This is a genomic window from Microbacterium sp. zg-Y625, from assembly GCF_030246925.1.
Lineage (GTDB): Bacteria > Actinomycetota > Actinomycetes > Actinomycetales > Microbacteriaceae > Microbacterium > Microbacterium jiangjiandongii.
The window spans coordinates 3,015,144-3,029,753 of sequence record NZ_CP126740.1; the positions used below are offsets into that span (position 1 = coordinate 3,015,144).

The 14,610-nt window shown below is 71.8% G+C and carries 12 protein-coding genes; 5 read left to right on the forward strand and 7 right to left on the reverse strand.

The features are described from left to right. The first annotated feature begins 17 nt into the window (after nucleotides 1-17). The 3 genes from QNO14_RS14070 to QNO14_RS14080 all read left to right on the forward strand — a co-directional run bounded on the left by QNO14_RS14070 (nucleotide 18) and on the right by QNO14_RS14080 (nucleotide 4,756). Nucleotides 18-1,499, forward strand: a complete 1,482-nt coding sequence (locus tag QNO14_RS14070) for a flotillin family protein (RefSeq protein ID WP_257506495.1) — start codon at nucleotides 18-20, stop codon at nucleotides 1,497-1,499. A 133-nt stretch (nucleotides 1,500-1,632) separates the two neighbouring features. Continuing rightward, nucleotides 1,633-3,981, forward strand: coding sequence for a beta-glucosidase (locus QNO14_RS14075; protein ID WP_257506494.1), 2,349 nt, complete (start codon nucleotides 1,633-1,635; stop codon nucleotides 3,979-3,981). Nucleotides 3,982-3,997: 16 nt separating this feature from the next. Further along, nucleotides 3,998-4,756, forward strand: a complete 759-nt coding sequence (locus QNO14_RS14080; protein ID WP_257506493.1) for a hypothetical protein — start codon at nucleotides 3,998-4,000, stop codon at nucleotides 4,754-4,756. A gap of 166 nt (nucleotides 4,757-4,922) precedes the next feature. Here the strand turns inward: QNO14_RS14080 and QNO14_RS14085 are convergent, their stop codons facing one another. From QNO14_RS14085 to QNO14_RS14115, 7 genes are all read right to left on the reverse strand, one after another. Continuing rightward, nucleotides 4,923-6,311 carry a glycine--tRNA ligase gene (locus QNO14_RS14085; protein WP_257494409.1) on the reverse strand — a complete coding sequence of 463 codons (1,389 nt, stop codon included), beginning with the start codon at nucleotides 6,309-6,311 and terminating at the stop codon, nucleotides 4,923-4,925. An 84-nt stretch (nucleotides 6,312-6,395) separates the two neighbouring features. Then, nucleotides 6,396-6,785 (reverse strand): DUF4870 domain-containing protein, encoded by a 390-nt coding sequence (locus QNO14_RS14090; protein ID WP_306814965.1) that lies wholly within the window; start codon nucleotides 6,783-6,785, stop codon nucleotides 6,396-6,398. A 10-nt stretch (nucleotides 6,786-6,795) separates the two neighbouring features. Next, nucleotides 6,796-8,160: an alpha-hydroxy-acid oxidizing protein gene (locus QNO14_RS14095; RefSeq protein WP_257506491.1), complete on the reverse strand. Its 1,365-nt coding sequence runs from the start codon at nucleotides 8,158-8,160 to the stop codon at nucleotides 6,796-6,798. A gap of 50 nt (nucleotides 8,161-8,210) precedes the next feature. Continuing rightward, nucleotides 8,211-9,062: a hypothetical protein gene (locus tag QNO14_RS14100; RefSeq protein WP_257506490.1), complete on the reverse strand. Its 852-nt coding sequence runs from the start codon at nucleotides 9,060-9,062 to the stop codon at nucleotides 8,211-8,213. 76 nt (nucleotides 9,063-9,138) lie between these two features. Continuing rightward, nucleotides 9,139-10,272, reverse strand: coding sequence for an o-succinylbenzoate synthase (gene menC, locus QNO14_RS14105; protein ID WP_257506489.1), 1,134 nt, complete (start codon nucleotides 10,270-10,272; stop codon nucleotides 9,139-9,141). A gap of 23 nt (nucleotides 10,273-10,295) precedes the next feature. Next, on the reverse strand, nucleotides 10,296-10,676 hold the full coding sequence (locus QNO14_RS14110) for a hypothetical protein (protein WP_308211037.1): 381 nt from the start codon (nucleotides 10,674-10,676) through the stop codon (nucleotides 10,296-10,298). Between the two features lie 181 nt (nucleotides 10,677-10,857). Beyond that, the gene (locus QNO14_RS14115) at nucleotides 10,858-11,577 is read right to left on the reverse strand and encodes a GNAT family N-acetyltransferase (protein WP_257506488.1); all 720 of its coding nucleotides are present in this window, start codon (nucleotides 11,575-11,577) and stop codon (nucleotides 10,858-10,860) included. 89 nt (nucleotides 11,578-11,666) lie between these two features. On the opposite strand from QNO14_RS14115, the gene QNO14_RS14120 reads away from it, so the two are divergent. Next, nucleotides 11,667-13,061, forward strand: coding sequence for an MFS transporter (locus tag QNO14_RS14120; protein ID WP_257506551.1), 1,395 nt, complete (start codon nucleotides 11,667-11,669; stop codon nucleotides 13,059-13,061). A 16-nt stretch (nucleotides 13,062-13,077) separates the two neighbouring features. Next, nucleotides 13,078-14,592, forward strand: a complete 1,515-nt coding sequence (locus QNO14_RS14125) for a peptide MFS transporter (RefSeq protein ID WP_257494414.1) — start codon at nucleotides 13,078-13,080, stop codon at nucleotides 14,590-14,592. Nucleotides 14,593-14,610: the final 18 nt, after the last annotated feature.

The following is a 14,610-nucleotide window of genomic DNA, read 5'->3' on the forward strand; positions in this document are numbered from 1 at the left end:
TCCACGGAAGGAATCCCATGCCGGTCGACATCGTCCAGATCGCCGCCGTCCTCGCCCTCATCGTCGCGGTCCTGGGACTGCTGACCTTCATCGCGCGGCGCATCCGGCGCGTGCCTCCGAACGAGGCGCTCATCATCGTGGGCCGCGGCGCCGGCAAGCCCGAGCCGGGCGAGGCCGTCGGCCAGCGCGTCGTGATCGGCGGGCGCACGTTCGTGTGGCCGATTCTGCAGCAGGGGTTCCCGATCTCGCTGGAGCAGCGCCAGATCGGCATCACCGTCGAAGGCGTCGACAAGAACCGCATCAAGATCGCCATCAAGGCGTCCATCAACTTCAAGGTCTCGGGCACCGAAGAGGGCGTGCGCCGCGCCGGCCAGCGCTTCCTCTCGCAGCAGGAGACCCTCACCGACATCATCCGGGAGTCCCTCGAAGGCTCGCTGCGATCGATCATCGGCGACATGACGATCGAGCAGATCATCTCCGACCGCAAGGGGCTGTCCGACCGGGTCGTCGCCGAGACGAAAGCGGACCTCGTCGAGCAGGGCCTGCAGGTGGATCTGCTCAACATCAGCGACATCTCCACGCCCGGCAGCGACTACCTCGCCAACCTGGGTCGCGCCGAGGCCGCCCGTGCCCGTCAGGTCGCCGAGGTCAGCGAAGCCGAAGCCTCACGCGCCAGCGAATTCGCCCGCATCGAGGCCGCCGAGCAGATCGCCGAGCGCCAGAAGGCACTGAGCCTGCGCCAGGCATCGATCAAGGCCGAAACAGACCGCGCCAACGCCGAGGCCGAGGCCGCAGGTACCTTCACGAAGGCAGAGCAGGATCGCCTCGTGGCGCAGCAGGAGCGTGAAGCGCTCATCGAGCAGGCACTCGTGACGCAGGAGCGCCTCGACATCGAGATCCGCAAGCCCGCCGAGGCCGAGGCGTACGCCGAGGTGCAGCGCGCCACCGCCCAGCGCGACGCCGCCAACGCCGCGACCGAAGCCGACGCCTACAAGCGCACCAAGATCGCCGAGGCGAACAAGGTCGCCGCCGTGCAGGATGCCGAGGCGTCCGCGACGTCGGTGCGCTTCGCCGGTGAGGCCGAGCGCGACAAGCAGGTGGCTCTGGCCGCCGGTATCCGCGCCGAGGGCGAGGCCCGCGCCGCCGCCATCCAGGCCGAGGGTGTCGCCGAGGCCACCGCGACCGACGCCAAGGCCGAGGCGCTGAAGAAGTACGGCGAGGCCGCGCTCGCGCAGGAGATCATCTCCCGCCTGCCCGAGATCGTGCGCGCCGCCGCCGAGCCGATCAGCAACATCGACCAGCTCACCGTCATCTCCACCGACGGCGCGTCGGCGGTCACCAAGACCGTCGGCACGGTGCTCGGCGAAGGCACCGAGGTCGTCAAGTCGCTGACCGGGCTCGACCTCGGGACCCTTCTGGCCGGCTTCGCCGGCGCCCGCACCGGGGCCTCGGGCAACGGCTCGGCGCCGGCCGGCACGGGAACGACCGCGCACGGCTGAGCCCACAGCGCAGGATGCCGACGATGCGGTCCACACCGGATGACGGTGCGGACCGCATCGTCACAGCCGGCCGACAGCCCGACCGGGCCTGGCCGACAGCACGACCGGATGACAGATGGACAAGGGAGTCTTCGTGAGCGACACCACCCCCGGCGCGGCAGCACCGAACGCCTGGCAGGACACCGCGCGCCCGGCCGCCGAGCGCGCCGAGACGCTGCTGGCGCAGCTGACCCTCGAGGAGAAGGTCGCCCAGCTCACCGGGTACTGGTTCGACAAGCGCGGCGCCGGCGAGGTGGTCGCGCCGATGCAGGACACGCTCGGGGCAGGACGGCCTCCCTTCGAGGTCGCTGCGCGTGATGGGCTCGGCCACGTCACGCGGGTGATCGGGACCACCCCCGCACCGACAGACGAGGTGGTGGCCCGCCTCGCCGACGTGCAGCACGCGCTCATGCGGGACACGAGGCTCGGCATCCCCGCCATCGCCCACGAGGAGTGCCTGACCGGCGTCAACGCGCTCGGCGCCACCGTCTATCCGGCACCGATCGCGTGGGGCGCCTCGTTCGACTCGGCCCTGACCGAGCGCATCGGCGCCGCCATCGGGGCCGATCTGCGCGCGCTCGGCGTGCACCAGGGGCTCTCCCCGGTGCTCGACGTCGTCCGTGACTATCGCTGGGGCCGCGTCGAAGAGACGATCGGCGAAGACCCGGTGCTGGTCGGCGGCGTGGGCAGCGCCTACGTGCGCGGCTTGGAGGATGCCGGCGTCGTCGCCACCCTGAAGCACTTCGTCGGCTACTCGGCCTCGCTGTCGGGCCGCAACCACGCACCGGTCGCGGTGGGACCGCGTGAGCTCGCCGACGTGCTTCTGGTGCCGTTCGAGCTCGCCGTCCGCGACAGCGGCGTGCGGTCGGTGATGAACTCCTACAGCGATCTCGACGGGGTCCCGGTGGCAGCCGACCGGCACCTGCTCACCGAGCTGCTGCGCGAGGAATGGGGCTTCACCGGCACCGTCGTGTCGGACTACTGGGCCGTCGCGTTCCTCGCCACCGCGCACGGCGTGGCGCGGGACGCGCAGGACGCCGGCCGCATCGCACTGGAGGCGGGGCTCGATGTGGAGCTTCCCAACGGCATGTGCTTCCCGCCGCTGGTGGATCTCGTGCGCTCGGGCGGCCTCGACGTCGCCGTCGTCGACACCGCAGTCCGGCGCGTCCTGCAGCAGAAGGCCGAACTGGGACTGCTCGACGAGCACCCGCCCGTCGCCGGCACCGCGGTGGATCTGGATCCCCCGACCAACCGTGCGCTGGCACGCGAGGCGGCCGAGGCATCCATCGTGCTGCTGCGCAACGAGGGCGACCTGCTCCCCCTCCCCGCCGACACCCGCCGCCGCATCGCCGTCATCGGCCCGACGGCCGACCGCGCCCGCGCGCTGCTGGGCTGCTACTCGTACCCCGTGCACGTGCTGCCGCGGCATCCGGAATTCGGCCTGGGCATCGAGGTGCCCACGGTGCTCGAAGCGCTGCGGGCCGAGTTCCCGCACGCCGACATCGTCCACGAACGCGGCGCGGACTTCCTCGACACCGACGAGTCGGGCATCCCGGCGGCCGTCGCGGCCGCCCGCGACGCCGACCTCGTGATCCTCACCGTCGGCGACCTGCCGGGAATGTTCGGCCGCGGCACCTCCGGTGAGGGGTGCGACGCGACCGACCTCACACTCCCGGGCGGCCAGGCCGCGCTCGTCGCCGCCGTGCTCGCGGTCGGGACTCCGGTGGTGCTGGTCACCAACAGCGGACGCCCGTACGCATTCGACCATCCGGCGTCGGCCGTACCGGCTGCGGTGCAGGCGTTCATCCCCGGCGAGGAGGGTGCCGCCGCGATCGCCGGCGTGCTGAGCGGTCGGGTGAACCCGGGCGGGCGGCTTCCCGTGCAGATCCCGCGCATCGCGGGCGGCGGTCAGCACGTCTACCTCGGCGCCCCGCTCACCCGCACGATCGACCGCATCTCGAACCTGCCGACGGAACCTGCGTTCCCGTTCGGGCACGGCCTGTCCTACGGAGCGGTCGACATCACCCCCGGCATCCTCGACGCCGAGGCGATCGCCACCGACGGCACAGCGACCCTGTCGACCGTCGTCCGCAACACCGGCGACGTCACCGCGCCGGTGGTCGTGCAGCTGTACGTCTCGGATCCGGTCGCCGAGGTCGCCCGCCCGGTGCGGCGCCTCGTCGGGTTCGCGAAGACGACGCTGCAGCCCGGCGCCGCGGCGACCGTCACCTTCACGGTCTCGCCCGAGCTGGCGGCCTACACCGGCATCGACCTGCAGCGGCGGGTGGATGCCGGCACCCTCGTCTTCAGCCTGGGTCGCTCGAGCGAGGACCTCGTGTCCGAGCACGCCGTCGATGTCGTCGGCGACATGCGACACGTGGGCCCCGAGCGGATGATCGTCGCGCCGGTGACAGTGACTCTCCCGGAGTGGGGACCGCGGTGAAATGATGCGCTGGACCATGCCGGAGTCCCAGCCCTGGATCGCGCAGGCCGAGAAGGCCCGCGCCGTGGAGCGGGAAAGCGGAGCACTCGCTCCCGAGGAGGTGGCGGCGTCCGCCGACGCACGCGAGGCGGAGGACGTGCTCTACCGCGACTGGCGCCGGTACTCCCGATTCGGCTGGGGCACGCTTGCGCTGGTGCTGTGGATGGGCGCCGCGGCGGCGGCCTCCCTCATTCCGGCCGGCCTAGCCGAGGGGCAGGACGGCGGCGTGGGCATGGCGGTGACGGGCGCGGTTCTCACCGCCGGCTTCGGGGCGGTGTCGGGATGGCTGCTCTGGCGACTGCACCGTTCCGGGAGGGCGGTGACGCGCGCCCTCGCCTACTGGGTGCGGCTCCCGTGGCTGCGCGGTGAGCCGCGCGGCCGGCACCCGTTGTACGACGGCACGACCCGCGCCTACACCGACCCGGCCGTCGCCCTGCGCTGGTCCGCGGCCGGTGTCACCGGGCTGCTCGGGGCAGGCGGGGCGGCCCTGGCCGTCCGAGGGGCGATGGCCGCGGGGTCCGCGTCCGCCGCGGAGCTCGGACTCGCCGCCTTCGGCCTCGTGCTGGCCGGCGGCATGCTGCCGACCGCGGTGGGTCTGTTCACCGGCATCCGGCGGGCGGTGTACCCCTATTCCGATCCGCGCCAGGCACTCGAGGTCAAGCTCGGTTACGGTCCGCCCGGCCCCGTTCCGTCGCGCCATGCGCCGCGCAGCACCCGCACCGACGCGGACCGCTGACCTCGCAGGCACGTCGCGGGCACGTCGCGGGCACAACGCCGCACCACAATCTCGGAGAACGCCGGCACTTCGGAGCTTTGCCCCCGCTCGCCTCCGAAGAAGCGGCGTTGTCCGAAAAACCGGTGCCGGGGGCGGTCGGCAGCGGAACGCCGCGGACCGCCCGGGTTCAGGCTCCGCGCAGGCGCTCGGCCAGGTACGCGGTGAGCGCGTCGAGCGACACGCGCTCCTGCGCCATGGTGTCGCGGTCGCGCACCGTCACGGCGCCGTCGTCGAGCGAGTCGAAGTCGACCGTCACGCACAGCGGCGTGCCGATCTCGTCCTGGCGGCGGTAGCGGCGGCCGATGGCGCCGGCGTCGTCGAAGTCGATGTTCCAGCCGCGGCCGCGGAGGGTGTCGGCGACCTCGCGCGCCAGCGGCGACAGCCGCTCGTTGCGCGACAGCGGCAGCACGGCGACCTTCACAGGGGCCAGACGCGGGTCGAGGTGCAGCACGGTGCGGGTGTCGACCCCGCCCTTGGCGTTGGGCACCTCTTCCTCGTCGTACGCGTCGACGAGGAACGCCATCATGGCGCGGGTGAGGCCGAACGACGGCTCGATGACGTAGGGGGTGTACTTCTCGCCCGTCGCCTGGTCGAAGTAGGTCAGCGACTGGCCGGATGCCTCGGAGTGGCTCCCCAGGTCGTAGTCGGTGCGGTTGGCGATGCCCATGAGCTCGCCCCACTCCTTGCCGGTGAAGCCGAACCGGTACTCGACGTCGATCGTGCCTGCGGAGTAGTGCGCCCGGTCCTCCTCGGGAACGTCGAAGCGGCGCATGTTGTCGGGGTTGACGCCCAGGTCCACGAACCAGTTCCAGCACGCCTCGACCCAGTGGTCGAACCACTCGGGCGCCTCGGCGGGCGGGGTGAAGAACTCGATCTCCATCTGCTCGAACTCGCGCGTGCGGAAGATGAAGTTTCCGGGCGTGATCTCGTTGCGGAAGGCCTTGCCCACCTGGCCGATGCCGAACGGCGGCTTCTTGCGCGAAGCGGTCAGCACGTTGGTGAAGTTGACGAAGATGCCCTGCGCGGTCTCGGGGCGCAGGAAATGCAGGCCCGACTCATCGTCGACGACGCCGAGGTAGGTCTTCACGAGGCCCGAGAACGCCTTCGGCTCGGTGTACTTGCCCTTCGTGCCGCAGTTCGGGCACGGGATGTCGGCCAGACCGTTGGCAGCCGGGCGGCCCTTGCGGGCCTCGAAGTCCTCGATGAGGTTGTCGGCGCGGAACCGCTTGTGGCACTGCAGGCACTCCACGAGCGGGTCGGTGAACGTCGCGACGTGGCCCGACGCCTCCCACACCCGCTTGGGCAGGATGATCGAGGAGTCCAGGCCCACCATGTCGCCACGGCCGCGGACGAACGTCTGCCACCACTGGCGGCGGATGTTCTCCTTCAGCTCCGTCCCGAGGGGGCCGTAGTCCCACGCGGAGCGGGACCCGCCGTAGATCTCACCGGCCTGGAACACGAACCCGCGGTGGCGGGCGAGGGCGATGACTTTGTCGAGGCGGGACTGCTCGGCCACAGGTGGCTCCAAATGGTCGGGGTGCGGGCGCGATATCGCGGATGCCGCGAGGCCGCGGCATCCGTCGATTCTAGTCGCCGGGCCTCAGCGCACGAACGTGATCGTCAGCGGGTAGCGGTACCACTGCCCCTGGCTGGCCTTGATGGCGGCGATGATCGAGAAGATGAGGTCGACGACGGCCGCCGCGAGCAGCACGAAGGCGCCGACCAGCACGAACAGCAGCACCATGCCGGCGATCATGGCGATCAGCACCGTCAGCTGGAAGTTCAGCGCCGTCGCCGCGTGGGCACGCACGAACGGGCCGCGGTCGCGCAGCGCCAGGTATCCGATCAGCGCGGGGACGAATCCGAAGAAGATGCCGCCCACGTGGATGAAGGTCGCCCACATCTTCTCGTCGGCGGGGCCGAGCGGGACGGGCCCGTACGGTGCGCCGTACGGCGGCTGCGACTGCGGGGGCGGGGGCGGGGGCGGCATGGTCACGGTGTCAGCCTACGGCGGCGCTCGGGTCGGCGCGGCGGAGGGCGGCCGGGGTCAGGTCGCCGACGGAGGTGTGACCGGAGAGGCCGAGGGTGATGTCGAGCTCGGCGAGCACGTTGCGCACCACCTCGGCGACGCCGGCCTCGCCCGCGATGCCGAGACCGTACGCGTAGGGGCGGCCGAGTCCCACCGCGGTGGCCCCCAGGGCCAGCGCGATGAACACGTCCGCACCGCTGCGGACCCCCGAGTCGAACACGACCGGAACGCGTCCGGCGACGCGCTCCGCGATCGCCGGCAGCACTGCGAGCGTCGGCACCGACCGGTCGATCTGCCGGCCGCCGTGGTTGGAGACCCAGACCCCATCCATCCCCGCGTCCACCGCGCGGGCGGCGTCGTCGGGATGCACGATGCCCTTGAGGATGATCGGCAGCGACGTCCACTCGCGGGCGCGGGCGAGGGCGTCCCACGTGAGTGCCGGAGTCGAGAACACGTCGAGGAACGCCTCGATCGCCGCGCGCGGCAGCGGCGATCGCAGGTTCTCGCGCAGGCGCGTGGATCCGGTCAGCGCCGCGCCCCGCCGCGCGATCCCCACGCCGGCGACCACCGTCCGCGGCGTCATGCGCAGCTTGTCACCGGACGCCGCCTCGTCCGCGCCGTTCAGCGCGGCGCTGCGCACGCGCTCGCGAACGAGCCCACGGAAGACGGGGTCGGCGGTGTACTGCGCGATGCCGAGCCCGCGCGTGAACGGCAGGTACGCGAGGTCGAGGTCGCGGGTGCGCCACCCCAGCAGATGCGTGTCGAGGGTGATCACGATCGCCTCGCACCCGGATGCCTCGGCCCGCCCGATCAGGGAGCGGTTGAGTTCGTCCGAGGCCGACCAGTACAGCTGGAAGAGCCGGTCGCCGTCGGGCGCGGCATCCCACACCCGCTCCATCGCATACGAGGCCTGATTGCTGAGCGTGTAGGGGACCCCTGCGGATGCCGCGGCGCGCGCGACCGCGAGATCGGCGTCGGCGTGGGCGAGCTCCATCACCCCGAGCGGTGCCAGCAGCAGGGGCGTCTCGCGGCGACGCCCGAGGAAATCGACCGACAGATCACGGCTGGACACGTCGCGGAGGGGCCGCGGCCATACCTCCCAGGCGTCGAAGGCGGCCCGGTTGGCGGCCATAGTGCGCTCGGCGCCCGCGCCGCCGGCGAGGTAGGCGAAAGCCTCGGCGCTCAGCGCGCGGCGCGCGGCCGTTTCCAGCTGCAGCGGGTCCACCGGCACGCGGGGCGTCTGGCCGCTGATGCCGGCGCGGTAGATGTGCGACTGGGTGCGGCGGGAGATGCCGCGCGCGGCGGCAGCGGGGTCCTCGGGAGCGACGGTGCTCATCTCCACACCCTATGGGCAGTCGCGCGTCGCGCCGTGCCGGCGGAGCCCTCTCACCCGAACCCGCACCAGTCGGCCACCCACGTCAGCATGCGTGCCCGCTCCTCTTCATCCACGGGCACCTCGATCAGCCCCTCCCCCGCGGCGGTCTCGACGCCGATGGTGAACACGGTGCCGCGCTTGTCCTCCTGCACCGCGTGCGCGTCGCAGCGCAAGGGCACCAGCGGGACGGCGACGGATGCCGCCTCGCCGGTGCCGTCGACCTCCAGACCCACCCGGAGGGGTTCGCTGCTGTCGGCACCGAACTGCAACAGGTTCGTCGGGCGCACCTCCACGATCCGCAGCGACTCCGCCCCGCCGGCGGGCGCGACGTCGAGGCGCAGCGTCGCGGGCGACCCGGGCGGGGACGGCGTGAACCCGCCCCACGACAGCGCCGCCACGGCCGCCACGTCGTGGGCGAGGCACTCCCGCGCGTGCAGGTCCGTGATGAACCCGAGCGGGTCGGCCGCGGCCACGCGGTATTCGGCGCCGTCGCGGGTCGCGATGACGAGCGTGCTGCGGCGCTCCGCGGCATCCGGTTCTCCCTCGCACGCCGACGGCGGCAGCGCGATGCGCAGGTCCACCGTGCGGCCCGCCCGGACGGTGCTGTCCCGCTCGCGGACGACGGCGCCCGTGAACCAATCGTCCCGCAGCTCGATGCGCGCGATGCGCAGGTCGTCGTCCGACGCGTTCGCCACCCGCACCTGGGCGGTGCGCTCGGCGACGTCCGAACGCAGCTGCTGCAGCGTCACGGTCACCCCGGCGGGAAGCGCCTCCGGCTCGGAAGCACACGCGGCGAGCGCCAAAACCACCCCGATCGCGAGGGTGCTCGCCGCACCGCGTGCACGATGTCGCCAGATCGCCATCACCGGGCGCCGAAACCGCCGTATGCGGGCCGTTCGCGCACGGATCGCCGACGTGGTGCACACGGCGCGCGCCTGCCTACCGCCGCAGGGTCTCGCGGGCGACGGTGAAATCCTCCAGCGCCACCGGGTCGATCTCGATCCCGATACCCGGGCCTGTCGGCAGCCGCACGTGGCCGTCTTCGAGCACGATCGGCGCGGTGACGATGTCGCGCGGGTAGAACCGGTCCGACGCCGACACGTCTCCGGGCAGCGTGAACCCCGGCAGGGCGGCGAGCGCCGCGTTCGCGGCCCGGCCGATGCCTGTCTCGAGCATGCCGCCGCACCACACCGGGATGTCGGCGCCGCGGCAGAGGTCGTGGATCGCGACCGCCTCGAGGTAGCCGCCCACCCGCCCCGCCTTGATGTTGATGACGGATGCCGCGCCCAGCCCCCGCGCGTCCTGCGCCGCCTTGAGCGAGACGATCGACTCGTCGAGGCAGAGGGGGGTGCGCAGGCGCTCGGCGAGCACCGCGTGGTCGACGAGGTCGTCTTCCTGAAGCGGCTGCTCGATCAGCAGCAGGTCGAAGCGGTCGAGCTCGACGAGCGTGTCGACGTCGGCCAGGGTGTACGCCGAGTTGGCGTCCACCTGCAGCGGGATCGTGCCGAAGGCGTCCCGCACCGCCGCGGTGTCGGCGATGTCCCGACCGGGCTTGATCTTGATCTTGATGCGCACGTATCCGGCGTCGAGGTATTCCGCCACTGCGTCCACGAGGGCGGCGGGGTCGCGCTGGATCCCCACGGAGACCCCGCTGGGCACGCGGTCGCGCACCGCGCCGAGGTACTCCCCCAGCGCCCGCCCCTCCGCCCGAAGGCTTGCGTCGAGCACCGCAAGCTCCAGCCCCGCCTTGGCCATGCGGTGTCCCTTGAAGGGCTCGAGGATGCCGGCGACCTGCTCCGGCGCGAGAACGTGCGCGTCCAGCAGCGCCGGCGCAAGCCACCGCAGCGTCACGTCCCACGCCCCCTGCGTGTACTCGCTCGAGTACAGCGGAGCCGCCTGCGTGACGATCTCGCCCCAGCCCTCGCCGTCCGCCGTGAGCGCCCGCACGACGATCACCTCCCGCTCGGTCTCGGTGCCGAACGAGGTGGTGAAGGGCGAGACGAGCGGCATCCGCAGCACGCGCAGCTCGATGCCCTCGAGGGCGACGGGTGCCGAGGGCGTGGCGATGGGCATGCGCACAGGCTAGCGGCGGCGGCTCAGCCGGTGAAGGTGAATCCGTCGGGGTCGCCGGCCTGCGGCTGGCGCAGCCGGGCCGGAGCCGGCCAGGGCAGTTCGATGTGCTGCGAGTGGCGGCTCACATCGCCATAATCGTCGACCTTCACCACGACGTGCTCGGGCGTGACCTCGACCATGCGCACCCGCACCGGCTGCGGCGCCTCGCCTTCGAGCATCCACGGGTCTGCCAGCCAGCCGATACCGCGGTCCTCGAGCGCGGCCTCGGCGTCGAGCCACTCCGTCGCCGCCGTGATCTCGCGGCCGAGCAGATCCACCGCGAGCCAGCCGCCGCCGTCGGGACGGATCCATCCGATCAGCTCGCCGTCGTCGCGGCGGTGCGGGGTCCAGTCGGAGGGGATCACGCGCCCCACGCTAGCGGGGCGGGTGCCGGCGTCGGCCCCACGCGGCATCTGCCCGCCACATCGTCGGAGATCGGCACTACTTCGGATCGAAACAGCCGATCGGCCCCGAAGAACCGGATTTCTCCGAAGAACCGGTCCACGCCGCGGCGCGGTGGGGCAAACGGCGCCGCCCGCGCGCACCTCACCCCCGCACGAAGAGGTACCCGCGGTCGGGGTCGAATCCGCCGACGACGAGCCCGGATGCCGCCTGCTCGGCGAACTGCTGGCGCACGCGGCGCCGCCAGGCTGCGGCCTCGACGGGCACGGCGCGGCGGAGCCCCTCGATGTCGCGGGGCACCGCGACCGTCGCCACCACGTCGCCGGGTTCCGGGGTGGGCGCCGGTGCGGCGAGCGCCCACGACGCCATCAGCCGGTCCGTCTCGTCGCCCCGGTTCACACCGTCGTCCATGGGGCCGTACTGGTCGACGAGGTACTCGGTGACCCGCGCGCCCAGCACGACGAGGTTGAAGTACGCGTTGCGGGCCACCAGCGGGTCGAAGGTCCAGGTGATGTGGCCGACGTCGTGCGCGAAGGCCCACGTGCGCTGATGCTGCTTGAGCAGCCGGCCGAGCCCGCGCCCCTGGTACTCCGCGAGCACACCGGTGACGTGGGAGTGCATCGAGCGCTCGGCGGGGGCCGCGAAGAACGCCACTGATGCTCCGACGATCCGTTCGCCGTCGTAGAGGCCGACGGCGTAGTTGCCCGAGTGCGCGAGGGCGCGCAGCAGGTTCGGCGGCATGGCGTCGCGATCGCCGCCCCAGACCTCCGAGAGCACGGCAGCCGCGGCGAACACCTGCTCCACGGTCTCAAGGGAGCGGATCCCGATGCCGGCAGGCGCGGTCAGCTGATCGAAGTCGGCCATGTCGACACCCTACGACCCACCGGCCGCCGGGCCGGCGATAGCCTGGAACGATGGGCCGGGACGAGGATGCACGCAGACGCCTGACCCGCATGCCCCGCCAGGGCGCGATCGTGGCGGTGCTGGCCCTCGCGGGCCTTGCGTCCTCGTTCATGTTCACCCTCGTGGTGCCGATCCAGGCGAAGCTGCCCGAGCTGCTGAACGCCAGCCGCGAGGACACCGCGTGGGTGGTCACGGCGACGCTGCTGGCAGCGGCCGTCGTCACGCCGATCGCGGGACGCCTGGGCGACATGTACGGCAAGCGCCGCATCGTGCTGGTGCTGCTGGGCGTGCTGGTGCTCGGCTCGGTCGTCGCGGCGCTGTCCACTGAGATCATCGGGGTGATCGTCGGACGCGCCCTGCAGGGCGCGGTCACCGGCGTCGTGCCGCTGGCGATCTCGATCCTGCGCGATGTGCTGCACGAAGACCGGGTGGATGCCGCAATCGCCCTCATCAGCGCGACGATGGGCGTGGGCGGTGCTCTCGGCATGCCGCTGAGCGCCTTGGTGACCCAGTACAGCGACTGGCACGCCCTGTTCTGGCTGGCCGCCGGCATGGGGGTCGCGGTCTTCGTCCTCGTGCTGTGGATCGTGCCGGTCAGCGTGCTGCGCACGGCGGGACGCTTCGACTATGTCGGCGCGTCGGGCCTCGCGGTGGGCCTCACCGGCGTGCTGCTGGCAGTCTCGCGCGGCAACGAGTGGGGCTGGACGTCGCCGGCGGTGCTCGCGTGCGGGCTGGGCGGGCTCGCGGTGCTGCTGGTCTGGGGCTGGTACGAGCTGCGCATCGCCGAGCCCCTGCTCGACCTGCGGGTGGCTGCTCGTCGCCCGGTGCTGCTCACCAACATCGCCTCTCTCGCGATGGGGTTCTCCCTCTTCGCCTCGAATGTGGCCTTCCCGCAGCTGCTGGAGCTGCCTGCCCCGGCAGGTTTCGGCCTGTCGCTGCTGAACGCCAGCCTTGTGATCGCGCCGGCGGGCCTGGTGATGATGGTCCTCTCGCCCTACTCGGGGCGCGTGGCGCGCACGGTCGGCCCGCGTCTGCTGCTCATCCTCGGCGCGATCGCCCTCATCACCGCGTATGGGTTCACGCTGCTGTTCTCCTCCGAGGTGTGGCACATCCTGGTGGCCAACCTCCTGGTGGGCGTGGGCATCGGATTCGGGTACGCCAGCATGCCGATGCTCATCATGCGCAGCGTCCCCCAGAACGAGACCGGGGCATCCAACGGCTTGAACGCGCTGTTCCGTTCGCTCGGCACCAGCACGGCCGCCGCCATCATCGGCGCGGTGCTGGCGAGCCTGTCGGTCACGCAGGGCGGCGTGCAGGTGCCGACGGCGGCGGCGTTCGACGTGGCGTTCGTGCTCGGAGGCGCCGCGGCCGTGATCGCCCTGGTGCTCGCTCTGTTCATCCCGCAGCGCCCTGCACGCGAACCCCATCCCTCTCTGCCGCAGTGAGGTCTACCCTGGGCCAATGAGCGCGAACGAGCCGGCCCAGGTCCCCGTCGGACCTCCCACGGGCCCCATCGAGACCGCCGCCGACGACGCCGGCGACCGCGACACCCGCTTTTTCGGGCAGCCCTGGTCGCTGGCGCACATCTTCGGCGTGGAGATGTGGGAGCGGTTCAGCTTCTACGGCATGCAGGGCATCCTGCTCATCTACCTCTACTACTCCACCACCGACGGCGGGCTCGGGCTCGACCGCGCCGTGGCCGCCGGCATCGTGGGAGCCTACGGCGGTTCGGTCTATCTTTCGACGATCCTCGGAGCATGGATCGCCGACCGCATCCTCGGCTCGGAGCGGGTGCTCTTCTACAGCGCGATCGTCATCGTCGCCGGCCACGTCGCCCTCGCCCTCATCCCCGGGTTCCTCGGGGTGGGCGTCGGCCTCATCCTCATCGCGCTGGGATCGGGGGGCCTCAAGGCCAACGCCACGAGCGTGGTGGGAACCCTGTACCGGCAGGACGACCCGCGACGGGATGCCGGCTTCTCGCTGTTCTACCTCGGCATCAACCTGGGCGCGCTGGCCGGCCCCCTGCTCACGGGGCTGCTGCAGAAGTCGCTGGGCTTCCACTGGGGCTTCGGCCTGGCCGCCGTGGGCATGGCCCTGGGACTGCTGCAGTACTCGTTCGGCCGCAAGTCGCTCCCTGCGGGGTCCCGCCACGTCGCGAACCCCCTCCCCCGCAACCGCTACGCGCTGGTCGGCGGCATCGCGGTGGCGGGCGTGGTGCTCATCGTCGTGCTCGTGCTCACCGGGGTGATCCGCCCCGAGAACCTGTCGCTCATCGTCATCATCACGACGGTCGCGGCGACGATCGCCTACTTCGTCGTGATCCTCTCCAGCCGGCACATCGACGCCGTCGAGCGCAGCCGGGTATGGGCCTTCGTCCCGCTGTTCATCACATCGGTGGCCTTCTGGTCGCTCTATCAGCAGCAGTTCACCGTCGTGACGATCTACGCCGATGTGAAGCTGAACCGAGACCTCTTCGGCTGGGAGATGCCGGTGTCGTGGGTGCAGTCGATCAACCCGATCTTCATCATCGTGCTGTCGGGCGTCTTCGCGTGGCTGTGGACGAAGCTCGGCACACGCCAGCCGTCGACACCGGTGAAGTTCGGCCTGGGTGTCATGATCATGGGCGCGGCGTTCCTGCTGTTCCTCCCGTTCGCGGGCGGCGGCGCCGCCTCGACGCCGCTGCTGGCGATCGTCGGCATCCTGCTGGTGTTCACCATCGCCGAGCTGCTGCTGTCGCCGGTGGGCCTCTCGGTGACGACGAAGCTCGCCCCGGCGCGCTTCCACACCCAGATGGTCGCGCTGTTCTTCCTGTCGGTCGCGCTGGGGACCGCGATCTCGGGGCTGCTCGCGGAGTACTACGACCCCGACAACGAGGTGCCGTACTTCTCCATCCTCGGGTTCATCGCGATCGGCGTCGGCGTGCTGCTGCTCGTCTTCGCCCGCCCGGTGCTGCGGCTCATGAAGGGCGTGCGCTGAGCGCAGGGGTCGGTGGCG